Raw genomic sequence first — 25134 nt, forward strand, 5'->3', positions numbered from 1 at the left:
GACGCTGGAGGCGGCATGGATGACGACATCGACACGCTGGCGCCAGGGCAGGCCGCGCCGCCAGCCCTGAGCACGGAAACCGCTGCGGCCGCGCTGGCCGCTGCTGCGCTGCTGGCCGCTTGCGGTGGTGGCGGCGGTGGCGCTGACGCGGGCGGCACGGCCACGCCGACCGGCAGCGCCCCGACGCCAGGCACGCCCGCCGCACCGCCGCCCTCGCGCCGCGACGCGGCCCGCTTCCTCAGCCAGGCGACCTTCGGCGCCACCGGCCCGGCCCAGGTCGATGCGCTCGTGGCGCAGGGCTTCGACGGCTGGCTGGCCGCGCAGTTCGCCCGGCCCGCGGCGCTGCACCTGGACTACCTGAACAGCCAGCGCGGCCGCGACCAGAAGGCCGGCGAAAAGCCCTACCTGGCCGAAGAGACCAGCTACGAGGCGTTGTGGCAGCAGTGGCTGACCGGCGAGGACCAGCTGCGCGCCCGCGTCAGCTGGGCGCTGCTGCAGATCTTCGTCATCAGCAACATCGCGCCCGACATCCGGCCGGTGGCCATGAGCAGCTACCTGGACATGCTCAACCGCAATGCCTTCGGCAACTGGCGCACGCTGCTGCAGGATGTGGCGCTGCACCCGGCCATGGGCTACTACCTGAACATGCTGGAGAGCGAGAAGGAGAACCCCAGCAAAGGCACCCATCCCAACGAGAACTTCGCGCGCGAGGTGCTGCAGCTGTTCTCCATCGGCCTCATCCAGCTCAATGCCGACGGCACGCCGAAGCTCGATGCCGCCGGCAAGACCCAGCCCACCTACGACGAGGCCGTCGTGAAGGGCTTTGCGAAGGCGTTCAGCGGCTGGAGCTACGGCGCGCTGGACAACACGAAGTCATCGCAATTCCACGACCACGACGAGAACGACGAGTCGCTGTGGGTGGTGCCGATGAAAGCCTGGGCCGGCTATCACTCGCCCGGCGAGAAGCTGCTGCTGGATGGCAAGACGCTGCCCGCCGGCCAGACGCCCGAGAAGGACATGGCCGATGCGCTGGACACCATCTTCCAGCATCCCAACGTGCCGCCGTTCTTTGCCAAGCAGCTCATCCAGCGGCTGGTGACGAGCAACCCCAGCCCGGCGTTCGTCGCCCGCGTGGCGGCCGTGTTCGCCAACGACGGCGCCGGCGTGCGCGGCAACCTGAAGGCCGTCGTGCGCGCCGTGCTGATGGACGCCGAGGCGCGCGGCGACAGCCCGGCCGCGAACGTCGCCAAGCAGCGCGAGCCGGTCATCCGCTTCGCCAACTTCCTGCGCGGCCTGGGGGCCAAGAGCGCCAGCGGCCTAAACCGCATCCAGTACCTGGACAGCAGCGACGACGCGCTGGGCCAGAGCCCGCTGCTGGCGCCGTCGGTCTTCAACTTCTATGCGCCCGGCTACCGCCCGGCCGGCCCCATCGCCGCGCAGGGATGGGTGGCGCCGGAGTTCCAGATCAGCGGCGAGACGGCCGTGGCGGGCTCGCTGAACTTCTTCGCCGAGCTGGTCAACGGCGGCGGCTATGGCTGGCCGGAGCAGCACCGCCTGAACCTCGACCTGGCGAGCCTGGCGGCGCTGGACGCCACCGCGCTCATCGCTCGCCTGGACCTGCTGTTCTTCAACCTGGGCATGAGCGCGACCACGCGCGAACGCCTGACGAAGCTCATCGGTGCGATCGACAGCAAGACCGAATCGGTCAAGGCTGCCTTGATCGTGACCGCCCTCAGCCCCGACCACGTCATCCAGCGATGAAACGCCGCCACCTGCTCCAACTGGGTGCCGCCGCGGCGCTCAACCCCTGGGCCCAGATGCGCGCGCTCGCGCAGACGGCGCCCGCCGCCAGCGACTACCGCGCGCTGGTCTGCGTGTTCATGTTCGGCGGCAACGACGGCAACAACCTGCTGGTGCCCACCGATGCGCGCTACGCCGCCTACCAGCGCGCACGGCCCAACCTGGCGCTGGCCAGCAACACGCTGCTGCCGCTCACACTCGCCAATGCGACGGGCCTGGCGCTGCACCCGGCGTTCACGGGCCTGCAGGGTCTGGTCAACGGCGGCCAGGCCAGCGTCATCGCCAACATCGGCCCGCTGCTGCAGCCCACCACGAAGGCGCAGTACGACGCGCGCAGCGTGCCGCTGCCCGCGAACCTGTTCTCCCATAGCGACCAGCAGGGCGCCTGGCAGAGCGGTGTTGCCGAGGCACCGGCCCGCCATGGCTGGGGCGGCCGGCTGCTGGAGCGTGCCGTCGCCGAGGGGCAAGCCAACCGCGGCTATGCGGCCATAAGCCTGTCGGGCGGCAACATCTGGGAGGCGGGCGACAAGAGCCTCACGCCCTATCGTGTGTCGGCTTCGGGACGCTTCGGCTTCGACTTCTACAACCCGAACGGCGCGGACCCGCTCTCCGCCGCCGTCGCCGCCACGCTGGCCGAGACGCGCAGCCACCCGTTCGAGCAGACCTGGCTCAACATGATGGGCCGCAGCATCGAGGTGCAGCGCGTGCTGGCCGGCGCGCTCGCGAGCAGCAGCGTCAGCACCGTGTTCCCCGACACAGGCCTGGGCCGCCAGCTCGGCATGGCGGCCAAGCTCATTGCCGCGCGCGGGGCGCTGGGCCTGTCGCGCCAATGCTTCTTCACGTCCCTGGGCGGCTTCGACACGCATGGCGACGACCAGCTGCAGCGCCAGGCCGAGCTTTTCGCCGAGATCGACGGCGCCGTCACCGCGTTCAACACGGCCATGGCGGCCATGGGACTGGCCGACAGCGTGACGCTGTTCAGCGCCAGCGACTTCGGCCGCAACCTCACCAGCAACGGCGCCGGCACCGACCATGGCTGGGGCAGCCACCATTTCGCCGTGGGTGGCGCGGCGCGTGGCACCAATGGCGGCAAGCTGCTGGGCCGCATGCCCGACCTGACCCTCAACGGCGCCGACGACATCGGGCAGGGCGTGTGGCTGCCAACGACGGCCACCGACCAGCTCGGCACCGAGCTGGCACGCTGGTTCGGCGCGGATGCGACGACGCTGGCAGCGGTGTGGCCGCATGGGGGCGGCTTCAACCGGATCGCGGGCTGGGCCTGACGGCGTTCGCTCAGCGCCGCTCGACGTAGCTTTCCCCATCCAGCCACAGCGCGCCGCCCGGCTTGTCCGGGTCGGTGATCAGCACGCGTTGCTCGCGCGAGCCATCGTCGTAGTCGATGCGCAGCAGCAGCCCGTCCACGCGGTAGCGGCCCGCGCGCTCGCCGGGCCCGCCGCGCGTGGCGACCGCGGTGTCGCCGGCCGCGGCCGTGCTGCCCACGGCACCGCTGCGCACCACGCGGCCATCGGCGCCGAAGCGGTATTCGTCCACCACGGTCACCGACTGCGCACCGCCCACGGCGACGTTGCCGGTGCCGCCGACGCTGCGAAAGCGCCCGGCCAGGCGCAGGTCCGCGGGCAGGCGGGCGTAGGTCTTGTTGAACGGCAGGTTGGCCCATTGCCCGGCCTTCAGCCACTGCAGCTGGCCGCCTTCGCGGCGCCAGCGCGTCCAGGCATCGGCCTGCGCAGCCCGGTGCGCGTCCAGCCCGCCGGCAAAGCGCAGGCCGCGCACGTCGGTCAGCAGCTCGCCGTTCCTGAACAGCACGACCGGATAGATGTCCAGCGCGATGAAGCCGCCCAGGCCCATCTTCGGCCGCGTCGCGAACGCGAAGCTGTCGATCTGCTGCAGCGTCGCCGCCGGCAGCGGCGCGGGCGCTGCCGCGGCGGGCTCGCGTGGCAGCGGCGGCGCCGGCTGCCTGGGGCTGTCCAGCGCCAGCCGGCCGAACTGGGCGTCCGGCAGCTTCGTCAGCGAGGCCGCCGCCGCGCAGTCGCTGGCGCCCTTGCTGCGGGCGACCTGCACGATCTGCTGCGCCGAGCGGTCCAGCTTGGCGGTCAGTGCCGCATCGGCGCGCAGCTCGGGCAGCCGGGCCCGCAGCGCGTCGACATCGTTGGCGGCCTGCCAGCGCTGGAGCTGCTCGCGCTGCTCGCCGCTGTAGCGACCGGCGCAGCCGGCGTCCAGCCGGTCGAAGACGTTGAGGATGACGGCCGCCTGGATCAGCGTGTTCGGCGTGTCATCGGCGGCCGCGGCCAGCGGCAGCAGCAGGGTGGGCAGGGCCATCAGCCAGGGGCGCATCGTCGGGCGGCATCGTTCGCAACAAGGCCGCCAGTGAATCGCCGCGACGGCGCCGCGGCAAGCCCTAGTTCGGGAACACCGCCTTCAGCACGAAGGCCAGCCGCGCGCCGGCCTGCGTGAGCTGCTGGCGCTTGATGGCATCGGCCCTGGCGCTGTAGCCGCCGGGCAGCACGACGGTCCAGTGGCTGCCCTGCTTGGGCCCGAACTTCAGGCCGTCGAACACGGGGCCGCGTGCCAGCTCCAGCGACTGCGTGGCCCAGCGGGCCGGCCAGTCGAGCGGATCGCCCTGGTTGCTGTGCACCTTGCGCGCCTCGGCCAGCCAGGCGGCGTTGACGCGCTCGGGCTTGAACTTGTCGGGCACGCCGTCCCAGACGGTGTGCAGCTTCACGGGGCCGAAGCCGGCCGTCACCGGCTCGCCCGTGCCGCCGGCGGGCGCGGGGGCTGGCGCCGGTGCGGGCGCTGGCGGCTTGGGCGCGCCCACCACCCACAGGCTGTTGCCGCCGACGGTGAAGGTGGCGGGGTCGAAGCCCTTCTTGTCGGGGTCCACGCGCTGGCCCTGCGCGTCGAGATAGGGCGCGGCGACGTGCAGCGGCTGGTGGATGTCGCCCACCAGGTGCGTCAGCACGATGAGCGCCTCGCGCGGGCTCTTGAAGTGCGGCGGCCCGTCGGCGGGCTTGCCCTGCAGCACCAGGATGGCGGTGCGCAGCGCGCCGACGACATCGTCGTCGCGCGTGCCGACGAAGCCACGCAGGTAGCGGCTGCGCTGCGGCGCGATGTCGGCGTAGTGCGTCTGGCGGTGGCAGCTGTCCTCGTCCTCGCCGATCTCGCACTGGCGGTCGTTGCGCTTCACGTAGTCGGCCATCTCGGCGATGCGCGCGGGCGTTTCCAGCGGCGCGCATTCGGCGTACTTGCCGGGCGACGGGTAGGTGTAGCCGTTGCTCGGCACGATGCCCTTGGCGCAGTCGGCCCACAGCGCGGCCTGCGCCAGCGTCATGTCACCCAGCAGCGCGGCCACGCGGGCCTCGGCGGGCGTGCCCTTGATGAGGCCGGCGGCAATCGTGGCGACGGTCTGGTGGCCGTCGGCGCCCCAGGCGTGGGCGGCCACGGGCAGCGCGGTCAACGTGGCGATGAGCAGTCGGCGCATGGGCGGCTCCTTCAGTCGATCAAGCCTGCGATCTTGCCCGGTTGGAAATGCAGGTCAATGAAGTCGGCCAGGCCGTCGAACACCGCGTCCAGCGGCCAGCCTTTCTCGCCGAACAGCGCCTGCAGCACGGCCGGCTGCTCGAACAGGCCGTGGGCGTACACGCCCAGCACGCGGCCGGCCTGCCAGCCGATGGCGTCACCCGCGGCGTTGCGCAGCGCCACCTGCGGCGCGGGCAGGCCCGGGTGCGGCTGCGTGCGGCCGTGGCGGATCTCGTAGCCCTCGGTGCGCACGCCGGCCAGCGCGGCCCACGGGCCGTCGACGGTGTCGAAACGCAGCGCCGTGTTGCTGAGCAGCTTCTCGGGCTCGAACACGGTGACCAGCGGCAGCAGGCCCAGGCCCGGCGCGTTGCCGTCCACGCCGTGCGTGTCGATCAACGCCTCGCCCAGCATCTGCAGCCCGCCGCAGATGCCCAGCACGCGGCCGCGGTGGGCGCTGATGGCCAGGTCCAGCTTCTGCGCGCGCAGCCAGGCCAGGTCGGCCGCGGTGGCCTTGCTGCCGGGCAGGATGACCCAGTCGGCGCCGGCCAGGTCGCGCGGCTCGCGCGCCCAGCTCAGCCGCACGCCGGGCAGCTGGCGCAGTGGCTGGAATTCATCGAGGTTGGACAGCCGCGGGTAGGCGATGACGGCGATGTGCAGCCCGCCGCCGCTGCCGGTGCTGGCGTCGTCGAACACGCCGTCTTCCTCGGGCAGCCCGTGGCCGCGCCACATCGGCAGCGTGGCGATGGTGGGCACGCCGGTCAGCCGCTCCAGCTGCTCGGGGCCCGGCGCCAGCAGGCCGGCGTCGCCGCGGAAGCGGTTCAGCACGAAGCCCTTGACCTGCGCGCGCACGTCCTCGGGCATCAGCTGGTGCGTGCCGTACAGGTGGGCGAAGGCGCCGCCGCGGTCGATGTCCGTCACCAGCAGGCAGGCGGCGCGGGCGTCGCGCGCGGTGCCCAGGTTCACGTAGTCGCTGGGCGCCAGGTTGATCTCGGCCGGCGAGCCCGCGCCCTCGATGACGACGACGTCGTTCTCGCTCATCAGCTCGTGCAGCGCGGCGCGGGCGCGCGGCTTCAGCAGCGCGCTGCGCTCGCGCCACGGCATGCGGGAGAGCTGCGCATCCACCTCGCCCAGCACCACCACCTGGCTCTGCGTGTCGGCCTCGGGCTTGAGCAGCACGGGGTTCATGCGCACCTCGGGCACACGCTTGGCGGCCAGTGCCTGGAAGTACTGCGCGCTGCCGATCTCGCCCATCAGGCCGTTCAGCCCAGGGACGACACGCGCGTTGTTGCTCATGTTCTGCGCCTTGAACGGCGCCACCTTCAGGCCTTGCCGCGCGTACCAGCGGCACAGCGCCGTGGCCAGCCAGCTCTTGCCCGCGCCGCTGGTGGTGCCCAGCACCATCACCGCTTTGCCTCGGCTCATTGATACCCCCTTCGGCCTGCGGCCTGTCCCCCCAAGGGGGAGTGAGCTTGCTTGGGACGGCCCGGCGCTGCGCTCATGCGTCTTCTCCCTCGATTTCAAGCACGGCCTGCTGCAGCGCCTGCTGCGCGGCTGGTGGCTGGGCCGACACGCGCACCCAGCCCGGCAGGCCGAAGCTGGTGGCGTCGCGCAGGCGCAATGCCCGCTCGCGCAGCCGCAGCGCGTAGTCGGGCCGCGGCGGGCGGGCCAGCCAGAAGTGGGTGCGGCTGGGCCGTTGCTGCCAGTCCAGCTCGGCCAGCAGCGCGCGCTGCGCGGCGGTCCAGTCGCGCAGCGTGGCGCGGGCCTGGGCCAGCCAGGCCTGCGTGTCGTCGTCCAGCCAGTGCGTCAGCATCGCGACGCCTTCGGCCGACAGCACCCAGCTGGGCGCCAGCGACAGCGCGTGGCGCCACATGTCGTCGGCCGCCGGCGCCACCGCGTAGCCGGCGCGGATGCCGGTCAGCCCCAGCGCCTTGTTGGGGCAGTGCAGCTGCCACGCGCCGGGCGGCAGTGCGGGCGTGTCGCCCTGCAGTCGCAGCGGCTCGTAGGCGCGGTCGACGATGACGAGGTGCCCGCCCAGGTCGGGCCACGCGGCCACGCTGGCGCCGGTCGGGTTGCAGGGCTCGCAGATCCACACGAGCGCAGGTGCCGTGGGTGCGATGTCCGCGGGCTGCGCGTAGGGCTTCACGGCCAGGCCCAGCGCCTGCGCGGCCTGCGCGTAGTCGCCGAAGCCCGGTTGCGGCACCCACACCTCGCGTCGGCCGGCGAGCATGGCGGCCAGTGTCAGCCGGCGTATGCCCTCGGCGCCGCCGGCCGTGGGCAACACGAGGTCTTCATCGCCGAGCAGCCGCCGCAGCGCGCGATAGGCCGGGTCGGGGTAGGCGCGCCGATCGGCGGCCTGCACGGCGGCCAGCAGCGCGGGCGGCGGGCCCAGCGGGCTGGCGTTGGTGGAGAAGTCGAAGGTCGCCGCCGGCCCGTCGTCGGGGCCGCCGTGTTCGGGCAGCAGCAGAGGGTTCATGACCGCAACGTCCAGGCGAGCAGGGCGATCAATGCGGCGCCCAGGGCCACAGCGTGCCACGCCGCCGTGCGTGCAGCGTGCAGGTCATCGGGCGCGGGCTGCCGGCCGTCGGCGTTCAGCGTGTAGACGCCCGGCTTGCCCAGCCGCAGGCCCAGCCGCAGCGCCATCGCGGCCATGGGCCAGCCGCTGTTGGGCGACGGCGTGCGGCGCGCCTCGCGCAGCAGCCGCAGCGAGGGCGGCGTGATGACCAGCGCGGTGAGCCGCGCGGGGATCCACGACAGCACATCGTCCGCGCGCGCCGCCCACTTGCCGCTCCACTCGCGCTCGTCGCGGTAGCCCCACATCGCGTCCGCCGTGTTCGCGAAGCGGTAGATCGCTGCGCCCGGCAGGCCCAGCACGGCGAACCAGAACAGCGGCGCGATGACCGAGTCGTTGAGGTTCTCGGCCAGCGTCTCGATGGCCGCCTCGCGCACCTCGGTGGCGGTCAGCGCCGACGTGTCGCGGCTGACGAGGCGCGACAGCCGCGCGCGGCCGGCATCGAGCGATGTCTGGAGCGCTGTTTCGACGGCCATCGCCTCGTCGGCCAGCATGCGCCAGGCGAGCAAGGGCTTGAGCAGCAGGCCGATCAGCAGCGCGGCACCGGCGAGGCGCAATGGCGAGAACCAGGGCTGCAACCCCAGCAGCACCCAGCCTTCCAGCCACAAGGCGATGAAGCCCGTCAGCGCGGCGCCCGCCAGCCAGGCCAGCGCGCCGGCAATGAAGGCCAGCGGCGGCGGCAGCCGCGTCAGCTTGAACCAGCCCAGGTAGCGACCCATGCCGACGACGGGGTGCATCCAGGTCGGGGGTTCGCCGAGGCGGTCCACCAGCAGGGCGACGACGATGGCCAGTGGCAGCAGCAGGGGCATCGTCACAACGGCGGCAGCCGCGCGAGCAGGCCGGTCTTCAGGCAGGCCGGTCGGCGGCTCCAGGCGAGCAAGCCGTCAGCGGAATCGGCATGCTGGACGGCCACGTCCAGCAGCGCGTCGACGCTGACGGCGTCCGGCGCCAGCTGTCCGAAAAGGTAGCTGTGCTTGCCGATGCCCTGCAGCGCCGCGGTGCAGCTCTGCTTGCAGGCCGCCATGCAAGCCTGGCCGCGGATGGGCACCGTGCAGTCGCGCGCCAGCGCTTCGTTCTCGACCGCCTCCAGCAGCATTTGCCCCTGGCCCTCGTTGCAGGTGGTGCAAATCGTCAGCACGCTCAATCCTCTATCCCCCGCTGCGCCGGCACGCCGGCCTTGTAGTGGTGCTTCACCAGCGTCATCTCGGTCACCGTGTCGGCCAGCTCGATGAGCTCGGCCGGTGCGCCGCGTCCGGTCAGCACCACGTGCACGTGGGCCGGGCGCTCGCGCAGGCAGGCCAGCACGCCATCCAGCGGCACCCAGCCGTAGCGCAGCGGGTACATGATCTCGTCCAGCACGACGAGGAAGTGGTCGCCGCTGCGGATGGTGGCCTCGGCGCGGGCCCAGCCCTCGCGGGCCAGCTCGGCGCTGTGCTCCAGGTCCTTGCTCTTCCACGAGAAGCCGTCGCCCAGGCCGATGATGGGCACGCCCAGCTTCTCGAAGATGCGGTGCTCGCCGAAGCGAGCGCTGGGCACCTTCATGAACTGGTAGATCAGCACCGGCTTGCCACGGCCGTGCGCGCGCAGCGCGAGGCCGAAGGCAGCCGTGCTCTTGCCCTTGCCGTCGCCGGTGTGCACCAGCACCAGGCCGCGGCGTTCGCCGGTGGGGATGATGCGTTCGCGGTTGACGGGTGGTTGTTCGATCTCCATGGCGGCTCAGCCTTCGTTCCAGTGGTTGTCCATCAGCAGCTCGGACAGCGGCCGGCGCTGGCGCCAGCCCTGCTGCTCCAGCATCGGTGCGTCGTAGAAGCGTTCGACCGGCCCCAGGCACAGCAGGCCCAGGGGCTGCGCGCCTGCCGGCAGGTGCAGCAGGTCGGCCAGCGGTGCGGGCTCGACCATCGAGACCCAGCCCAGGCCCAGATGCTCGGCACGCGCGGCCAGCCACAGGTTCTGCACCGCGCAGCCGGCCGAGCACAGCGCCATCTCGCGCGGCAGCGTACGGCGGCCGAACACGGTGCCGTCGTCCGGCGGCAGCACCAGCGCCAGCAGTTCGGCGCAGTCGCGCAGGCCCTCGACCTTCAGGCGCAGGAACTCGGCGCTGCGCTTGCCCAATGCGGCCGCAGTGGCCTGGCGCTCCGCCTCCACCAATGCGGCGATCTGCTCGCGCAGCGCGCCGTTGGTGACGCGGATGACGCGCCAAGGCTGCATCAGCCCCACCGACGGGCCCTGGTGCAGCGCCTGCAGCAGCCGCTGCAGTTGCGCCTCGGGCACGGTCTGGCCGGGCTGGAAGTGGCGCGTGTCGCGGCGCAGCGCGATGGCGCGGTAGACCGCGTCGCGCTCGGCGTCGTCGAAGTGGTGCTGCGCGTCGAAGGTGGTCATGCCGTGGCGGGGGCGGTGTGCGAGGTGCGGCGGTGTTGCCAGGCGGCGCCCAGGCTCATCAGCAGGGCCATCGCCACCCAGGCCAGCGCCTGCGACAGGTGGCCGGCAATCGGCGTGCCGGGGGGCGGTGGCGCCTGGCGCTCCAGCAGCAGGCCGCGCGGGGGCGGCGGCTCGGTGGGGGCTTGGGGCTTGGCCTGCGGGACTTCGCGCGTCGCGCGGGCGGGTTCGATCACGGGCGCCAGCGTCTGGTCGGCGGCCCACTGGCGCACGCTGTGCAGTTCCTGGTGCAGCGGTGCGTCCTTCGTCAGCGTGCGGTAGGTGGCGGCGAGCTGCTCTCGCGTGACCTGATCGGGCTTCCAGTAGCCCAGCCGCTGGGCCTGGATCAGGCGTTCCAGCGCCTGGGCGTAAGCCTGCTTGTTCTGCTGCAGCCACTGCGGCAGGCCGAGGTGCTGCTTGTCGCGCACGAGGTTGTCGAACAGGCTCTGCCAGTGGTCGGGCCGCACCGTCTCCGGCGCGATGGCCTGCCAGCCGAAGGTGTACTGCACGGCCTTCAGCACCTGCAGCGTGCCGGCCCAGCCTTCGGCCTGCTGGGCCTTCAGCCAGCCGGGGTGCAGGTAGCGCGTCTGCATCTCCAGCGCGATGCCGCGGGACGCGCTCTCGGTGTGCGTGTCGCTGGCGTCCTGCAGCTGGCTGACGTGCAGCGACAGGCCCTCCTTGCGGCCGGCCGCGCGCGCCGCGGCGGACAGGCCGCCGAGGTACTGGAAGGGGTCGTCCGAGCTGAGCATGGAATACAGGTGCGAGCTGCGTGACATCAGCGCGGCGTCGCTGCGCTTCAGGTGCGCGCCCAGCGCCTGCGCGGCCGCGGCGGGGCGGCTCAGCTTCAGCGGTTCGCCGTTCACATAAGGCTGGCTCATGCGCTGCAGGAACAGCTGGCCCAGCCGTGCGTCGCCGGCCTTCAGGCCGTCGGCCTGCGCGGCCTCGGCGATGCCGGTGCCGTAGTCGCCCGTGGCGTTGCCGAACACGCGGGCGCGGCCCAGCGCCTGCGCGTCGGCGGCCGGTACGCCTTGCTTGCGCAACTCGGCCGCGACGGCGGCGCTGTGCCTGGCGACGCTGCCATCGGGCTCGGCGGTGGCCACGGCTGCAACGGCCTGGTCCAGCAGGGCCATCAGCGCGGGGAACTGGTCGCGGTAGGAGCCGGTGATGCTGAGCAACACGTCCACGCGCGGGCGGCCGCCCTTCAGCTCCGCGGCGGGCAGCAGCTTCACGCCGGTCGGCCGGCCGCTGTCGTCCCACACTGGCGCCACGCCTAAAGCGACGAAGGCCTGTGCCTCCATCAGCCCCTGGTGGCGCAGCGTCTCGCCGGCCCACAGGCTCAACGCGAGGCGGTTGGGGGCGTGGCCTTGGCTTGCCTGCTCGGCATACCAGGCCTCGAACAGCGACTTCGCCACCTCGTAGGCCTGCTTCGTCGGCAGCCGGTTCGGGTCCAGCCCGGCGAGGTTGCGGCCGGTGGGCAGGCTGTCGGGGTTGCGCAGCGGGTCGCCGCCGTAGGCCGCGGGCAGGAAGCGCCCGTCCAGCGCCGTCAGCAGGCCTGGCAGCTCGCCCTCGGTGGCCAGGCGCCGCTCCAGCTCCTGCGCGCGCTCGGCGAGCTTGAAGAGGGCGGGGCTGTCGATCGGCTTGCGCGCGGCGCGGTTGGGCACGTAGCCGTCGGGCTCGGGCGGGCGCAGGTCCAGCACGCTGGCGGCCTGGGCGTCCTTCAATGCGACCTCCAGCCAGCGGCCGGGCCGTGAGCCGGCCACGCGTTCGTGATCGATGAGGAAGGCCTCGTCGATGTCCTCGCCCAGCGCGTCGATGAGCGGCTGGCGCAGCATCTGCAAGATCGTCGTGCGGCGCGCGGCCACGTCGGGCACCTGGCCGAACACCGCCAGCCCCTTGGGCTGCGAGCTTTGCGCCAAACGGTCCAGCCAGGGGTGCAGCAGCTCCAGGAAGCCGGCGAAGTTGGCGGCGATCTGCTCGGCCGTCCAGCCCAGGTCGCGGTGCAGCTGGTGCTCGACGAACTGCGCCACCATCTGCCGCTCCAGCGCCTGGCGCGTGGGGCCGGCGTCCACCGTCTCCCATTCGTGCATCAGCTCGTGCATGTGGGCCATGCGCGCGTTGAAGCCGGCCGGCGCGAAGCTGGGCGTGCGGTGGCTCACCATGAGCGCGCGGCCGCGGCGCTTGGCGGTGAGGCCTTCGCCGAGGTTGTCGACGATGTAGGGGTAGATGACCGGCACGTCGCCCAGCGGCAGCAGCGCCTCGTCCATCACGTCCAGCGCGCGCAGCTTGCCGGGCGCCCATTCCTGCGTGCCGTGCGTGCCGAAGTGGATCAGCGCGTCGGCCTGGCGGGCCCACAGGTAGACGGCCAGGTAGTGGTGCGACAGCGGCGTCCTGCTCTTGTGCATGAACGGGTCCTGCCCGCGCTTGAGCGTCTCCTCGCGCGGCGGCTGCGGCAGCACGCTCAAGTTGCCGCGCTGCAGGCGCGGGATGACGAAGACCTGGCGGCCGTTCTGTTCGATGACGTAGCGGCTGCTGCCCGGCGCGCCCCACTGGGCCTGGATGCGCTGGCGGAGCTGAGCGGGCAGCGTGGCGAACCAGGCCTCGTACTCGGCCACCGGGAGTGCGGCGGCCTGGTCAGCGGCCAGCAGCGCGCGCAGGTCGGCGCCGGGGTAGTAGGCGGCGATCAGCGGCTTCAGCCCGTTGATCCATTCGCTTTCAGCCAGCGGCTGCACGCGGTAGCCGGCGGTCAGCAGCCCCTGCGACACGTTCTCCAGGCTGCGCGGCACGTTCATGAAGCTGGCGCCGAAGTGGTCGCCGCCGGGCGGGTAGTTGTAGACGAAGGCCACCAGCCGCTTGTCGGCCACGGGCTTGCGCTGCAGCGCGATGAGGTGGCGAGCCTTGCCGATGACGGCGTCGGCTTGCCGCGTGATGAGCCGCGGCTCGCGGCCGCGTTCGCCGTGGGCCACGACGAGCAACGGGTCGATGGCGCCGGCGCCCTCGGGCTGCGCGAAGTAGAAGGGCAGGTCGCTCATGCCGAGGCCCGTCTCGCTGGCCTCCCAGTCGGCGGCCGGGCCGGCGCGGTAAGGCAGCGTCTGCAGCACGGGCACGCCCCAGCGCTCGAACAGCGGCTGCAGCGCGCCGGCCTGCGGCAGCAGCGCATGGTTGACGATGACGCGCGCCAGCGGCTCGCCGCCGGGCTGCTCGATGAGCGGCGCGAGCGCGTCGCCCGCGAGATGGGACGAGAACACCGCGTAGGCGAACAGGCCCTGGCGCTCGAAGCGGCGCAGCCAGTCGTCCACCCAGCCGGTGGCACCCTGCACGAAGTGGTAGCGGTGCAGCAGCAGCGCGACGGCGGGGCGGTCGCCTGCCAGCCGGGTCAGCGCCGCAGTGCTGGCGGCCAGGTGCTGCGGGCCGGGCAGGTCGGGGTGGTAGAGGCCGCGTTGCGGCAGCAGCGCCGGTGCGGGCAGGTCGCCGGGTGCGGCACCCTTCAGCAAGGCGAAGGCGGCGCGCGTGTTGGCCACGCCGCCGGCCTGCAGGTAGGCACGCAGGCTGCGGTCGCCGGCTGCGGGCTCGCCGGCCGGCACCCAGGTGGCGGGCTTGCCGGCGCGCGTGACGGCGTCGCCTACCAGCGCCTGCAGCTTGGCCGCCACGCTGGCGTGTGGGGCGTCTATCCACACCACGTTCGCGGCCTTCAGCGCGCGCTGCAGCTCGCGGGTTTGGGCGTCGTCCAGCGCCGTGGTGCGCAGCGGGTAGTCCAGCGACTGGACCGTCACGCCCGCCGCTGCGGCCTCGCGTTCGATCAGCGCATGGCGCGTCTGCGGCGTGATGTCCAGCGTGATCCACAGCAGGTTCGTCGCGGCCTGTGCGGTGGCTGCCGCCAGCGCGAGGGCGGCGCCCAGCAGGAAACGCTTCACGGCTTGCCGGCGCCTGAGGCCCCGGCTTCAGGCACGTAGATGATGTTGCCGTCCTTCAGCTTGTAGGCCACGCCGGCGCGCACGCCCTGGCCCTCGCTGCTGCCGCCGTTGCCCTTGTAGCGGATCTCCTGGCCCTTCTCGCGCACGATGACTTCCATGTCGGGCTCGCCGGGGCGCTTGATGATGGTGACGTTCTCGTCCGCCGCCGCCTGCTGCTGCAGCGCCACGGCGGTCAGCAGCGCGACCACCAGCACGAGGAACACGTCCACCAGGTTGACGGCCGACAGCATCGGGTCGTCGTCTTCCTCGGCGAGGATGGTGAGGTGCTTCATGCCAGACCTCCCGCCGGGCCGCCCCAAGGGAGGTCTGCGCCCCCTCGGGGGGCAGCGAACGAAGTGAGCGTGGGGGTCTTCATACGGCGCCTCTGGTACTGCGGATGGACACGAGCTCGGCCATCAGCCAGCGGCGCTTGACCGAGTACGCCACCAGCCCGATGGCCGCTGCGGCCAGCGCCAGCACGACACCCGCGAACGCGCTGCTGAACACCGCCAGCGCCTGCTGCCCCTGACCGGCGGCCACGCTTTGCAGCGCGGGGCCCAGCGGCACCATCGTTGCGATCAGCCCCAGCAGCGGGCTCACGCGGCCCAGCAGGCGCAGCGGCTCCAGCTGGTGCAGCACCGCCAGCTCGATCTCCTCCACCGGCTTGTCGGCGTGCCGTGCCAGCGCGCGGTAGCCGGGGCTGCGACGCTGCAGGCTCTCCATCAGCGTGCCGCCGGCCACCCACAGCGCGTAGACGAAGCTGCAGGCCACGAGGATGAGCACGGGCCACAGCAGGGCCTGGGCGATCTGGGCGAATCCTTGTTCGAGCATGACGGTCAGGCCTTGGCGTTCAGGAAGAAGGCCGCGACGGCCTGCGGGTTGGACGGGAAGTAGTGGTGCACGTAGCTCGCGCGCAGCGAGCCCTGCTGGTACAGCGCCTCGGCGGCGCGGCCGGCATTGGGGTTGGTGGCGTGTACCTGGGGCTGCAGCTGCGTGTCCAGCGTGGAGTAGTGGAAGGTGTGGCCGCGCAGCGGGCCTTCCGGCCAGTCGATGGCTTGCAGGCCCAGCGCGGCCAGGCGCTGCTGCACATGGGCGCGGCCCGGCATGACCCCGGCCATGCGGTGGGTGTCGCCGGCAGCGTCGGTCAGCGTGTCCAGCAGCGCCAGCATGCCGCCGCATTCGGCCAGCAGCGGCTTGCCCGCGGCCACGTGGGCGGCCAGCGCGCTGGCCCAGGTCGGGTGCGCGCCCAGCGCGGCGGCATGCAGCTCGGGGTAGCCGCCCGGCAGCCACAGCGCGTCGCAGTCCGGCAGCGCCTCGTGCGCCAGCGGCGAGAAGAAGCACAGCTCGGCGCCCAGCGCACGCAGCACGTCCACGTTGGCGGGGTAGATGAAGCCGAACGCGGCGTCGCGTGCGATGGCGATGCGCCGGCCGCGCAGCAGCGCTGGCAGCGGCGGCTCGGGCTCGGTGTGGAAGGCCACGTCGCTGAACACCAGGCCGGGCCGCAGCGCGGCCTCCCAGGCGTCGGCCCAGGCGTCCAGCTGCGCGTCCATGCCGGGCTGTTCCAGCGCCTGCACCAGCCCCAGGTGCCGCTCGGGCAGGCTCAGGCCGCCGTCGCGCGGCAGTGCGGCGATCAACGGCAGGTCGGCCGGCAGGCCTTCCAGCAGCATGCGGCCGTGGGCCGGGCTGCCCACGCGGTTGGCGATGACGCCGCCATGCCGCACGTCGGCGCGGAAGCGCTGCAGCCCCGTGGCCAGCGCCGCGAAGGTCTGCGCCATGGCCGACGCGTCGATGACGCACACCACCGGCAGGCCGAACGAGGCGGCCAGGTCGGCGCTGCTGGGGTTGCCGTCGAACAGGCCCATGACGCCCTCGACGAGGATGAGGTCGGCCTCGCGCGCCGCCTCGGCCAGCAGTGCCTGGCAGTGGGCGACCCCGCCCATGAACAGGTCCAGCTGATAGGCCGGGCGGCCGCTGGCAAGGGCCAGGATGCCGGGGTCGAGGAAGTCCGGCCCGGTCTTGAAGACGCGCACATGCTGGCCGCGGCGCGCATGCGAGCGCGCGATGGCGGCGGTCACGCTGGTCTTGCCGGAGCCCGACGACGGCGCGCTGATGAAGAGGGCGGGGCAACGTGCCACAGAGGTCATGCGTTCAAGGCGATCCAGCGGTTCTGGACTTGCAGGATGTCGAGGCGGTGCTGGAACACCTGCTGCAGGGCGGCGTGCGTGGCCGCCTCGTGCGGCGCGCCCTGGTGGACGATGCGGCCGGCATCCATGACGACGAGGTGGTCGGCCTGCAGCGCGATGTTGAGCTCGTGCAGCACCGACACGACGGTGCCGCCGTCGTCGGCGATGCGGCTGCGCACGATCTTCACCCAGTCGCTCTGGTGCGGCGGGTCCAGGTGGGCCAGCGGCTCGTCCATCAGCAGCAGCAGCGACTCGACGGCCAGCGCGCGGGCCAGCAGCACGCGCTGTCGCTCGCCGCCGGACAGCTGAGCCAGCGGCCGCGCGCGCCAGTCCCAGCTCTGCGTCTGGCGCATCGCGCGTTCCACGGCGGCGTCGTCGGCAGCGCTGGCCGGCGCCAGCCAGGCCTGGTGCGGCAGCCGGCCCAGCAGCACGACGTCCAGCGCCGAGAGGTCGTCCGCGCCGGCCTCGTTCTGCCCCAGCCAGGCGACCAGCCGCGCGCGTTCGCGGGCCGGCCACTGGGCCCACGCGCGGCCTTGCAGCGTCAGCGTGCCGTCGAACGGCAGCAGCCCCGACAGCGCGCGCAGCATCGTCGACTTGCCGGCGCCGTTGGGGCCGACGACGGCCGTCCACGCGCGCACCGGCGGCGTGAGTTGCAGCGGCTGCAGGATGGGCGTGCCGCCCAGGCGCAGCGCCTGCAGATCCAGCGTCAGCAGCGCGGCGCTCATCGGGCACCTCCGCGGGCCTGGCGCCGGTGCATCAGATACAGCAGATAGCTGCCGCCCAGCAGCGCCGTGACGATGCCCACCGGCAGCTCCTGCGGCGCGATGACCCAGCGCGCGCCGATGTCCGACGCCAGCAGCAGCAGGCCGCCGGCCAGCGGGCTGAGCAGCAGCAGGCCGCGGTGCGTGATGGCGCCCCAGCTGCGCACCAGGTGGGGCGCGACGAGGCCGACGAAGGCCACCAGCCCGCATTGCGCCACGGCTGCACCCGTGGCCAGTGCCAGCGTGCCGATCAGCAGCAGCCGCACCGTCGCCAGCCGCACGCCCAGCGAGCGTGCCGTCGCTTCGCCCAGGCTCAAGGCGTCCAGCGTGCGGCTGCAGCCCAGTGCGACGAGGAGGCACAGCCCCAGCGTCGCGGCCATGATCTGCACGGCGCTCCAGCCCACGTAGCCGGTGCTGCCCAGCATGAAGGCCTGCATCGCGCGCAGGATGTCGGGGTTCATCAGCGTCAGCAGCGCCGAGCCCGAGCCCAGCACCACGCCGACGATGATGCCGGCCAGCAGCAGCCGCAGCGTCTGCTCCACGCCGCGCGCCAGCAGCAGCGTCAGCAGCACGGCACCGAGTGCGCCGGCAAAGGCGGCACCGGTCATGCCCACGCGCAGCGCCAGTGCCGTGACGGCGGGCGACAGGCCCATCGCGAACAGCAGCGTCGCGACGCCCAGCGACGCGCCGGCCGAACAGCCCAGCAGGTAGGGGTCGGCCAGCGGGTTGCGGAACAGGCCCTGCGCCACCGCACCGGCCAGCGCCAGCAGCGCGCCGGCCAGCCACGCGCCCGCCGAGCGCGGCGCGCGGATGTCCCACAGGATCAGCGACATCGTCGGGTCGCTGTTCAGCCAGGGGCTCCAGCCGGTGCTGCCGATGGCCAGCCCCAGCGCCAGCAGCGCGAGGCTGCCGAGCAGCAGCGCGACCAGCCAGAGGCGATGCCGTGCACTCATGGTCTTGCGCCGTGGATGCGGGTTGCGGGCCGAGCGCCGGGCCGCCCCAAGCCGGCCCGTCGGGCGATGTGCTGGCCGGTCGATCCGGCCAGCATCGCCGTCCCCACGGGGGACCGACTGGGCTGGCCCGCGTTCAGCGGGGCGAGACCGGGCGAGGGGCTGACAGTCATCAGCGCATGCCTCCGGCAGGCGCGTTGAACGGCGTTGTCGGTAAGGGCACCGGTCCCGCAGCGGCCTGGCGCAGGCAGCGCGCCATCAGCGCGGCGGCCTCGCCCATGCGCGGGCCGGGGCGCACCAGCACGTCCGACTCGGCGGGCACCCAGACGCAGATCTTCTTGTCCTTGACCGCGCGGATGCCGGCCCAGCCGGGGCGCTGCGGCAGGCCGCCGGCGCTGCGCTGGCCCACCATGATGAGCTGCGGGTCGGCGCGCACGACGAACTCGGGATTCAGCTTGGGGAACGGGCCCAGCTCGGGCGGCACGATGTTCTTCGCGCCCAGCCGGTCCAGGATCTCGCCGATGAAGCTGGCCCGGCCGGCCGCGTAGGGCGCGGCGTCCACTTCGTAGTACACGCTCAGCGTGCGTGCCGCCGGCGGCAGCTGCTGGGCGCTGAACGAGATGGCGCCGTCGATGCGGTTCCAGATGCGGCGCGCGTCGTCCGGCTTGCCCAGCACCTGCGCCACCTTGCCCAACACGCGCTGCACGTCGGCCATGCTCCTGGGCTCCAGCGCGATGACCTTGACGCCCAGCGCCTCCAGCCGGTCGATGACGCGCGCCGACACGCCCAGCAGCACGACGTCGGGCTTCAGCGCGACGAGGGCCTCGACGCCGGTGTCGTCCAGCCCGCCCAGCTTGGGCAGCGCGCGCACGCTGGCGGGGAAGTCGGAGAAGCGGTCCACGCCCACCAGCTTGGCGCAGTCGCCGAGCTCGCAGACGGTCTCGGTCAGCGACGGCAGCAGGCTGACGATGCGCCGGGGGGTGTCGGGCAGCGTGACGCTGGCACCGCGGTCGTCCTTGATCGTGATCGGCGCGGCCGAGGCCAGGCCGGCCAGTGCGAGCAGGCCGGTGGCGAGGAGCTGGGGCAGGGTCATTCGTCTTCCTTCTGCACGGCACGGGTCCAGGGCTGGCCGGCCACCATCAACGTCAGCTGGCCGCAGCGCTGCGCCACGGCCTGGTTGAGCCGTCCCAGCTCGTCGACATAGAAGCGCGCTTCGCGCGACATCGGGCTCACGCCCCAGCCGACCTCGTTGGACACGAACAGCACCGGCGACGCCAGCGTGGGCAGCGCGGCCAGCAGCGCGTCGCGCTCGGCCTGCCAGGCGGTGAGGTCAGGCCGGTCGTCCATGGGCATCAGCCAGTTGGTCAGCCACAGCGTCAGGCAGTCCACCAGCAGCAACCGGCCCGGCGCCGCCGAGCCCTGCAACGCCGCCGTCAGCGCCAGCGGCGCCTCGACGGTGGCGAAGCCGGCCGGCCGGTCGGCGCGGTGCCGCGCGATGCGCGCCTGCATCTCGTCATCGAAAGCCAGCGCGGTGGCCACCAAGGTGACCTGGCGGGCCGGGTCAGCCCGCAGCCAGGCCCGCGCCAGCCGTTCGGCCTGGCGCGACTTGCCGCTGCGCTGGCCGCCGACGATGAGGTGGTGGCGGCTCATGCTCGTCAGAGCTGCGGCGTGAAGCGCAGGCCGACGAACACCTGCCGCGGCGACGTCGCGTAGGTGCGCGCGGTCTCGTACTTGCGGTCCGCCGCGTTCTCCACCTTGAACTGCAGGCTGAGCTGGCGCGACATCGCGAGCTGCGCATCCAGGTCCAGCAGCGCGTAGCCGCCCAGGCGGTTGCCGGTGCTCAGGTTGTCGATGCGCTGGCTGCTGGCCAGCACCTGCGCGCCCAGCGTCCAGCTGCCGATGTCGGTCTCCGCGCGCACGGTGCCGTGCTGCTCCGCGCGGCGCGCCAGCAGCTTGCCGTAGTTCACCGAGGCCTTGTCGACGTCCTTGGGCGCCTGCAGGTCCAGCGTGCCGGACAGGCGCACCGTGCCCAGCGTCGTGGCGCCGCGCAGGCTCAGGCCCTGCAGGCGACCCTGGCTCACGTTGTCGTAGCAGCCGAAGGTGCTGAGGCAGGGGCCGGCCGGAGCGCCGGCGGGCTTGGACACATAGACGATGAGGTCGCGCACCAGGTTGCGGTAGGTGGTGATGCTGAACTCGTCGCCGCCAGCGGCGTAGTGCAGGCCCAGTTCGGCGTTGCGGCCCTTCTCGGGGCGCAGGTCGGGCTTGCCGCTGTCGGAGAAGCGCTGGTACAGCGACGGCGCGCGGAACGACGTACCCGCCGACGCCTGCAGGCGCCAGCCGCTGCCCAGGCGGTAGCCGCCGGCCACCGAGCCGGTGCTGACGCCGCCGAACTCGCTGTCACGGTCGTGCCGCGCGTTGACCTGCAGCGACAGCCGGCCACTGGCCCAGGTCCAGCCGGCGCCGATCGCGTTCTGGTGGCGCTCGCCATGGCCCGGCTGCGCGGCGGCCACGAGGCCGCTGTTGTCGAGCCGGTCTTCACGCCGCTCCAGCAGGCCCTGCAGCGTGCCGGCCGCGCCGAGGTTCCAGCTCGTGTTGAAGCCGTAGGTGCGCACGCGCGTCTTCGTCATGTATGGGCTGGGCTGGGTCTCGTAGCGCTCGCTGGACTCGCCCACGCTCAGCTCGCTGCGCACGTCGCTGCTCCACTGTGCCGCCCAGGCCAGCCGGGTGGCGCGGGTGTCGGAGATCGAGCGGTCGTCGGTCTTGGCCGTGGCGCTGGAGTCGTAGTCGGCGTCGACATGGCTGGTCACCGCGCTGACCTCCAGCCGGTGTTCGGCTGCCAGTTGCACGCCCAGGCGCAGGCTGGCGTTGCGGCTCTGGTAGCCGTCGTCATCGGGCGTGAAGGTGGGCGTGGCGGGCGCCGGGCGGGCGTTGAAGCCGTTGCTGCTCTCCGCGGCGGCGGACAGCGCGTAGTCCACGATGCCCGTGCGGCCGCTGACGCTGGCGTCCGCCTTCACGAGGCCGCGGTTGCCGCCGCCGATGCCGAGGTCGACGACCGGCTTGCCCTCGCCCTTGCGCGTGAAGATCTGCACCACGCCGCCGATGGCGTCGGAGCCGTACAGCGCGCTGGCCGGGCCGCGCACGATTTCGATGCGCTCGATCTGCGCCAGCGGGATCGCGTTCCACGACGCGCCGCTGCTGGCCTGCGAGTCGACGCGCACGCCGTCGATCAGCACGGCGGTGTGGCGCGTGTCGGCGCCGCGCACGAACAGGCTGGTGTTGGTTCCCGCGCCGCCGTTGCGGACCATCTCGAAGCCCACCTGGCGGCGCAGCAGGTCGGCAACACTGCCGACGGCCTGGCGCTCGATGTCGTCGCGCGTGAGGACCGTCATGTCGGACAGCACGTCGGCGAGCTTCTGCGGTGCACGTGTGGCGGTGGTGACGACGGTGTCGAGCTTGGTCTGGGCGTGGGCGGACGCGGCCAGGGCCAGCACGGACAAGGCGAAAAGCATGGGCGCGGGCCGACGGGCCGCGAAGATGGACTGGGACATGGAAGAAACGCAAACGAACCACCAGCCGTGCTGACCCCCGCAGCAAGGCTGAAAAACGGCTTGCCGCTGGTTGCGCGACAGGCCCCGTCGTTGGCCGGTATCCGGGCTGATGGACGGCTGCTCGACGCCTTCCCGGTGCTGGGCACCAGTGGCTCTTGAGTCGAACAGTGAGGCGCTGGGCCTCGTCCACTTACCGTTGCGGGGACAGCTCAGGTTAGGCAGAGCAACGCCAGGCCCCTCCTCGCGCGCATCGCATCCCCGAATGGGGCGGTCTGCTGCGTTGCAAATCCTCGCCATGGAAAGCCATGGCTCCGGTTTGCGCCTTGCAGCCCATCCCCAGTCGGGGCGCGCTGCATCGCTCGGATGGACCTGGAGTCGCTCACCGCGTGGCGGCTTGCCCTCCTGATTCCCGTTGAACTGCGCCTGCCGTGAAGACCGGCGCGAGCACCAACGGCGGGCATTCTATCGGCGCGCGCTGCTGGCGGCCGGTTTGGGCGGCTTGACGGGCTTTGCCGTCTTGGGCGGCTTCAGGTAGGTGACCTGCGGCGCGCTGGCGGCCGCGGCGGGCGCGGGCTGCAGGCCGATGTGCGAGGCCTTCTGGCGGCGCGCCTCGGCCTCGCTGGCGCGCCGGGCCGAGGCCAGTGCGGCGGCCTGCCGGGCGTCGGCCAGATGGCGGCTGCGCGCGGCACGGCTGTCGGCGTCGCTGGGTTCGTCGTAGTCGACGCTGCTGGCGCCCGTGCCGCCAGGGCAGGGCGAGTCGCGCAGGTCACGGCCGTCAGGGCCGCAGCGGTAGACCTGCGCCCGCCGGCTCTGCGTCTGCGCCATCGCGGGCAGCGCGATGCTCAGGGCGAGGGCCAGCAGCAGCGGTTTCATGAGGCCGGAGTTTCCGCTGGCGGCTGCGGTTTGGGGGCCTTGGGGCGCGGGGGCTTGGCGTGAATTTTGGCGAGCGCCTTGTCCATGTCGCCGCGCAGCATCAGCTCGACGGCGGCGTAGCTCTTCTCGATGCAGTCCTCCACCGCCTGGCGCTCCGCCAGCGGCGGCTTGCGCAGCACGTAGTTGGCCACCTCGGCCTTGTGGCCCGGGTGGCCTATGCCCAGCCGCAGCCGCCAGAAGTCGCCGCTGCCCAGCTGGGCGCGCATGTCGCGCAGCCCGTTGTGACCGCCGTCGCCGCCGCCCTTCTTGAACTTCATCTCGCCGGGCGGCAGGTCCAGCTCGTCGTGCACGGCCAGGATCTCCTCCGGCGCGATCTTGAAGAAGCGCGCCAGCGCCGCCACCGACTTGCCGGAGACGTTCATGTAGGTCATGGGCTCCAGCAGCCAGATCGGGCCGCTCGCGCCCGGCGCCTGGTTCACGCGCGCCACGAGGCCGTGGTACGCCTTGTCGGGCGCAAGGCTCACCTTGAGCCCGCGGGCCAGGCCGTCAATCCACCAGAAACCGGCGTTGTGACGGGTGTCTTCGTATTCAGTGCCGGGGTTGCCCAGGCCGACGAGCAGGCGAATCATGGGGCGGGATTATCGAGGTGGGTCGCCATGAAAAAGGGCTCCCGAAGGAGCCCTTGGCTGTGGCGAGAAGCCGGCAGGAATTACTTCTTGCCCTTCTTGCCCTTCTTGTCGTCGGCCGGGGCGGCAGCCACGACGACGATTTCTTCGGTCTTGGGCTCCACCGGCGTTGCAACGACGGGGTTGGGCTTGCCGTGCGTGACGACCTTGATGCCCGCGGGGATCTTCATGTCGTTGACGTGCAGCGAGTGGCCCTTGGTCAGGCCGGACAGGTCCACCTCGATGAACTCGGGCAGCTGCTGGGCCAGGCAGGTGATTTCCAGCTCGGTGATGACGTGGTTGACCGTGCACTTGTCGGTCTTCACGGCCACGGAGTTCTCTTCACCGATGAAGTGCAGGGGCACCTTCTTCGTGATCTTGGTCGTGCCGTCCACGCGCTGGAAGTCGATGTGCTGGACTTGCGGCTTGTAGGGGTGCATCTGGAAGTCACGCAGCAGCACTTGCGTGACCGAGCCGTTCAGCTCCATGTCCAGCAGGGAGCTGTGGAAGGCTTCCTTCTTCAGGGCGTGGTACAGCGCGTTGTGATCGAGCTCGATCAGTGCGGGCTCACCGGCGCCGTAAACAATGCCGGGCACCTTGCCGGCCACTCGCAGGCGGCGGCTCGCTCCGGTCCCCTGCAGCTTGCGCTCAAAAGCGACGAACTTCATGGTTTATCTCCAAAAGAGAAACGGCACCCGCGACCAGGCACCGCATTGAAAAAGCCGTCTTGCGACGGCCACGGATTTCCGATCAGAAGTTGTTGTTCTGCTCGGAGAAGAGGGAGGTGACGGACTCGCCGTCGGAGATGCGGCGGATGGTCTCGGCGAACAGGAAGGCCACAGACAGCTGGCGGATCTTCTTGCAGGCCTTGGCCGCGTCGGTCAGCGGGATCGTGTTGGTGATGACGACCTCGTCCAGCTGCGAGGCAGCGATGCGCTCGATGGCCGGGCCCGACAGGATGGGGTGGGTGCAGTAGGCGAACACGCTCTTGGCGCCGCGCGACTTCAGCACCTCGGCCGCCTTCACCAGCGTGCCGGCCGTGTCGATCATGTCGTCCATGATCACGCAGTTGCGGCCGTCGATGTCACCGATGACGTGCATCACTTCGGACACGTTGGCAGCCGGGCGGCGCTTGTCGATGATGGCCAGGTCGCAGCCCAGCTGCTTGGCCAGCGCGCGGGCGCGGACCACGCCGCCGACGTCGGGCGAAACGACCACCAGGTTGCTGTAGTTGCGGCTCTTCAGGTCCGACAGCAGCACCGGCGATGCGTAGATGTTGTCGACCGGGATGTCGAAGAAGCCCTGGATCTGGTCGGCGTGCAGGTCCATCGTCAGCACACGCTCGACGCCAACGGTCTCCAGCAGGTTGGCCACGACCTTGGCCGAGATGGGCACGCGGGTGGAGCGCGGGCGGCGGTCCTGGCGGGCGTAGCCAAAGTAGGGAATCACGGCCGTCACGCGGCGGGCGCTGGAACGCTTCAGGGCATCGGCCATGATCAGCAGTTCCATCAGGTTCTCGTTCGTCGGCGCGCAGGTGGGCTGGATGACGAACACGTCACGGGCACGCACGTTCTGCTGGATCTCGACGGCGACCTCGCCATCGGAGAAGCGGCCGACCACGGCCTTGCCCAGCTCGAGGCCGAGGTGGGTGGCAATTTCTTGGGAGAGGACCGGGTTCGCGTTGCCGGTGAAGAGAACCGTGTTGAGCAGCACTTGGAGCCTCTGGATCAGTCAGTGGCTCGCTGAAGCGCGCGCCGGTTCAGCGAAGTATCAGAAGAATTTGGCAGGGGAGGAAGGACTCGAACCCTCGCATGTCGGAATCAAAATCCGATGCCTTGACCAACTTGGCGACTCCCCTACACAGGACACAGCAGAGCTGCTGCACC

The 25134-nt window shown here is 71.9% G+C and carries 23 protein-coding genes, 1 tRNA gene and 1 riboswitch; of the genes, 2 read left to right on the top strand and 22 right to left on the bottom strand.

Annotation, left to right across the window (positions count from 1 at the left end; all coding sequences use genetic code 11):
* The first annotated feature begins 15 nt into the window (after positions 1–15).
* On the top strand, positions 16–1761 hold the full coding sequence (locus tag ACG04Q_RS15755) for a DUF1800 domain-containing protein (protein ID WP_394511898.1): 1746 nt from the start codon (positions 16–18) through the stop codon (positions 1759–1761).
* On the top strand, positions 1758–3083 hold the full coding sequence (locus ACG04Q_RS15760) for a DUF1501 domain-containing protein (RefSeq protein ID WP_394511900.1): 1326 nt from the start codon (positions 1758–1760) through the stop codon (positions 3081–3083). Before ACG04Q_RS15755 ends, ACG04Q_RS15760 begins: the two co-directional genes overlap by 4 nt.
* Positions 3084–3093: 10 nt before the next feature.
* Here the strand turns inward: ACG04Q_RS15760 and ACG04Q_RS15765 are convergent, their stop codons facing one another.
* The 22 genes from ACG04Q_RS15765 to ACG04Q_RS15870 all read right to left on the bottom strand — a co-directional run bounded on the left by ACG04Q_RS15765 (position 3094) and on the right by ACG04Q_RS15870 (position 25106).
* On the bottom strand, positions 3094–4137 hold the full coding sequence (locus ACG04Q_RS15765; protein ID WP_394511902.1) for a hypothetical protein: 1044 nt from the start codon (positions 4135–4137) through the stop codon (positions 3094–3096).
* Between the two features lie 79 nt (positions 4138–4216).
* On the bottom strand, positions 4217–5296 hold the full coding sequence (locus tag ACG04Q_RS15770) for a S1/P1 nuclease (protein WP_394511904.1): 1080 nt from the start codon (positions 5294–5296) through the stop codon (positions 4217–4219).
* 11 nt (positions 5297–5307) lie between these two features.
* Positions 5308–6756, bottom strand: coding sequence for a cobyric acid synthase (locus ACG04Q_RS15775; RefSeq protein ID WP_394511905.1), 1449 nt, complete (start codon positions 6754–6756; stop codon positions 5308–5310).
* Positions 6757–6829: 73 nt separating this feature from the next.
* Complete coding sequence (locus ACG04Q_RS15780) at positions 6830–7807, bottom strand: aminotransferase class I/II-fold pyridoxal phosphate-dependent enzyme (protein WP_394511906.1); 978 nt, start codon at positions 7805–7807, stop codon at positions 6830–6832.
* Complete coding sequence (gene cbiB, locus ACG04Q_RS15785) at positions 7804–8712, bottom strand: adenosylcobinamide-phosphate synthase CbiB (RefSeq protein ID WP_394511907.1); 909 nt, start codon at positions 8710–8712, stop codon at positions 7804–7806. The genes ACG04Q_RS15780 and cbiB overlap by 4 nt, the downstream gene beginning before the upstream one ends.
* Positions 8713–8714: 2 nt before the next feature.
* A complete protein-coding gene (locus ACG04Q_RS15790; protein WP_394511908.1) occupies positions 8715–9041 on the bottom strand; it encodes a DUF1636 family protein in 327 nt (108 codons plus the stop codon).
* 2 nt (positions 9042–9043) lie between these two features.
* Positions 9044–9613 (bottom strand): cob(I)yrinic acid a,c-diamide adenosyltransferase, encoded by a 570-nt coding sequence (gene cobO / locus ACG04Q_RS15795; RefSeq protein WP_394511909.1) that lies wholly within the window; start codon positions 9611–9613, stop codon positions 9044–9046.
* Between the two features lie 6 nt (positions 9614–9619).
* The gene (gene bluB, locus ACG04Q_RS15800; protein WP_394511910.1) at positions 9620–10282 is read right to left on the bottom strand and encodes a 5,6-dimethylbenzimidazole synthase; all 663 of its coding nucleotides are present in this window, start codon (positions 10280–10282) and stop codon (positions 9620–9622) included.
* The gene (gene cobN, locus ACG04Q_RS15805) at positions 10279–14229 is read right to left on the bottom strand and encodes a cobaltochelatase subunit CobN (RefSeq protein ID WP_394511911.1); all 3951 of its coding nucleotides are present in this window, start codon (positions 14227–14229) and stop codon (positions 10279–10281) included. Before cobN ends, bluB begins: the two co-directional genes overlap by 4 nt.
* Positions 14226–14561 (bottom strand): DUF2149 domain-containing protein, encoded by a 336-nt coding sequence (locus tag ACG04Q_RS15810; RefSeq protein WP_394511912.1) that lies wholly within the window; start codon positions 14559–14561, stop codon positions 14226–14228. Before ACG04Q_RS15810 ends, cobN begins: the two co-directional genes overlap by 4 nt.
* 79 nt (positions 14562–14640) lie before the next feature.
* Entirely contained in the window at positions 14641–15099 is a 459-nt protein-coding gene (locus ACG04Q_RS15815; RefSeq protein WP_394511913.1) for a hypothetical protein, read from the bottom strand.
* A gap of 5 nt (positions 15100–15104) precedes the next feature.
* Positions 15105–16412 (bottom strand): cobyrinic acid a,c-diamide synthase CobB, encoded by a 1308-nt coding sequence (locus ACG04Q_RS15820; RefSeq protein WP_394511914.1) that lies wholly within the window; start codon positions 16410–16412, stop codon positions 15105–15107.
* Positions 16409–17176: an ABC transporter ATP-binding protein gene (locus ACG04Q_RS15825; RefSeq protein WP_394511915.1), complete on the bottom strand. Its 768-nt coding sequence runs from the start codon at positions 17174–17176 to the stop codon at positions 16409–16411. The genes ACG04Q_RS15820 and ACG04Q_RS15825 overlap by 4 nt, the downstream gene beginning before the upstream one ends.
* The gene (locus tag ACG04Q_RS15830) at positions 17173–18165 is read right to left on the bottom strand and encodes a FecCD family ABC transporter permease (protein WP_394511916.1); all 993 of its coding nucleotides are present in this window, start codon (positions 18163–18165) and stop codon (positions 17173–17175) included. Before ACG04Q_RS15830 ends, ACG04Q_RS15825 begins: the two co-directional genes overlap by 4 nt.
* Before the next feature lie 169 nt (positions 18166–18334).
* A complete protein-coding gene (locus ACG04Q_RS15835) occupies positions 18335–19255 on the bottom strand; it encodes an ABC transporter substrate-binding protein (protein ID WP_394511917.1) in 921 nt (306 codons plus the stop codon).
* Positions 19252–19812, bottom strand: coding sequence for a bifunctional adenosylcobinamide kinase/adenosylcobinamide-phosphate guanylyltransferase (cobU, locus tag ACG04Q_RS15840; RefSeq protein ID WP_394511918.1), 561 nt, complete (start codon positions 19810–19812; stop codon positions 19252–19254). The genes ACG04Q_RS15835 and cobU overlap by 4 nt, the downstream gene beginning before the upstream one ends.
* Positions 19813–19817: 5 nt before the next feature.
* Positions 19818–21710, bottom strand: coding sequence for a TonB-dependent receptor domain-containing protein (locus ACG04Q_RS15845; RefSeq protein WP_394511920.1), 1893 nt, complete (start codon positions 21708–21710; stop codon positions 19818–19820).
* A 75-nt stretch (positions 21711–21785) separates the two neighbouring features.
* Positions 21786–22023: riboswitch (cobalamin riboswitch) on the bottom strand.
* A gap of 149 nt (positions 22024–22172) precedes the next feature.
* The gene (locus ACG04Q_RS15850) at positions 22173–22583 is read right to left on the bottom strand and encodes a hypothetical protein (protein ID WP_394511921.1); all 411 of its coding nucleotides are present in this window, start codon (positions 22581–22583) and stop codon (positions 22173–22175) included.
* On the bottom strand, positions 22580–23212 hold the full coding sequence (gene pth, locus ACG04Q_RS15855; RefSeq protein WP_394511922.1) for an aminoacyl-tRNA hydrolase: 633 nt from the start codon (positions 23210–23212) through the stop codon (positions 22580–22582). The genes ACG04Q_RS15850 and pth overlap by 4 nt, the downstream gene beginning before the upstream one ends.
* 80 nt (positions 23213–23292) lie before the next feature.
* Positions 23293–23916 (bottom strand): 50S ribosomal protein L25/general stress protein Ctc, encoded by a 624-nt coding sequence (locus tag ACG04Q_RS15860; RefSeq protein WP_394511923.1) that lies wholly within the window; start codon positions 23914–23916, stop codon positions 23293–23295.
* Between the two features lie 82 nt (positions 23917–23998).
* The gene (locus tag ACG04Q_RS15865; protein WP_394511924.1) at positions 23999–24961 is read right to left on the bottom strand and encodes a ribose-phosphate pyrophosphokinase; all 963 of its coding nucleotides are present in this window, start codon (positions 24959–24961) and stop codon (positions 23999–24001) included.
* 68 nt (positions 24962–25029) lie between these two features.
* Positions 25030–25106 (bottom strand) — tRNA-Gln (locus tag ACG04Q_RS15870).
* Positions 25107–25134 lie beyond the last annotated feature (28 nt).

The organism is Pelomonas lactea (assembly GCF_043555885.1).
GTDB classification, from domain to species: Bacteria; Pseudomonadota; Gammaproteobacteria; order Burkholderiales; family Burkholderiaceae_C; genus Pelomonas; species Pelomonas lactea.

Bases quoted from the DNA above. Each gene is read 5' to 3' on its own strand.
- ACG04Q_RS15825 (WP_394511915.1), bottom strand. From the start codon at position 17,176: ATGAGCGCCGCGCTGCTGACGCTGGATCTGCAGGCGCTGCGCCTGGGC.
- ACG04Q_RS15755 (WP_394511898.1), top strand. From the start codon at position 16: ATGGATGACGACATCGACACGCTGGCGCCAGGGCAGGCCGCGCCGCCA.
- cbiB (WP_394511907.1), bottom strand. From the start codon at position 8,712: ATGCCCCTGCTGCTGCCACTGGCCATCGTCGTCGCCCTGCTGGTGGAC.
- ACG04Q_RS15860 (WP_394511923.1), bottom strand. From the start codon at position 23,916: ATGAAGTTCGTCGCTTTTGAGCGCAAGCTGCAGGGGACCGGAGCGAGC.
- ACG04Q_RS15770 (WP_394511904.1), bottom strand. From the start codon at position 5,296: ATGCGCCGACTGCTCATCGCCACGTTGACCGCGCTGCCCGTGGCCGCC.
- ACG04Q_RS15830 (WP_394511916.1), bottom strand. From the start codon at position 18,165: ATGAGTGCACGGCATCGCCTCTGGCTGGTCGCGCTGCTGCTCGGCAGC.
- ACG04Q_RS15810 (WP_394511912.1), bottom strand. From the start codon at position 14,561: ATGAAGCACCTCACCATCCTCGCCGAGGAAGACGACGACCCGATGCTG.
- ACG04Q_RS15775 (WP_394511905.1), bottom strand. From the start codon at position 6,756: ATGAGCCGAGGCAAAGCGGTGATGGTGCTGGGCACCACCAGCGGCGCG.
- ACG04Q_RS15815 (WP_394511913.1), bottom strand. From the start codon at position 15,099: ATGCTCGAACAAGGATTCGCCCAGATCGCCCAGGCCCTGCTGTGGCCC.
- ACG04Q_RS15760 (WP_394511900.1), top strand. From the start codon at position 1,758: ATGAAACGCCGCCACCTGCTCCAACTGGGTGCCGCCGCGGCGCTCAAC.
- ACG04Q_RS15765 (WP_394511902.1), bottom strand. From the start codon at position 4,137: ATGGCCCTGCCCACCCTGCTGCTGCCGCTGGCCGCGGCCGCCGATGAC.
- pth (WP_394511922.1), bottom strand. From the start codon at position 23,212: ATGATTCGCCTGCTCGTCGGCCTGGGCAACCCCGGCACTGAATACGAA.
- ACG04Q_RS15820 (WP_394511914.1), bottom strand. From the start codon at position 16,412: ATGACCTCTGTGGCACGTTGCCCCGCCCTCTTCATCAGCGCGCCGTCG.
- bluB (WP_394511910.1), bottom strand. From the start codon at position 10,282: ATGACCACCTTCGACGCGCAGCACCACTTCGACGACGCCGAGCGCGAC.
- cobO (WP_394511909.1), bottom strand. From the start codon at position 9,613: ATGGAGATCGAACAACCACCCGTCAACCGCGAACGCATCATCCCCACC.
- ACG04Q_RS15780 (WP_394511906.1), bottom strand. From the start codon at position 7,807: ATGAACCCTCTGCTGCTGCCCGAACACGGCGGCCCCGACGACGGGCCG.
- ACG04Q_RS15850 (WP_394511921.1), bottom strand. From the start codon at position 22,583: ATGAAACCGCTGCTGCTGGCCCTCGCCCTGAGCATCGCGCTGCCCGCG.
- ACG04Q_RS15845 (WP_394511920.1), bottom strand. From the start codon at position 21,710: ATGTCCCAGTCCATCTTCGCGGCCCGTCGGCCCGCGCCCATGCTTTTC.
- ACG04Q_RS15835 (WP_394511917.1), bottom strand. From the start codon at position 19,255: ATGACCCTGCCCCAGCTCCTCGCCACCGGCCTGCTCGCACTGGCCGGC.
- cobU (WP_394511918.1), bottom strand. From the start codon at position 19,812: ATGAGCCGCCACCACCTCATCGTCGGCGGCCAGCGCAGCGGCAAGTCG.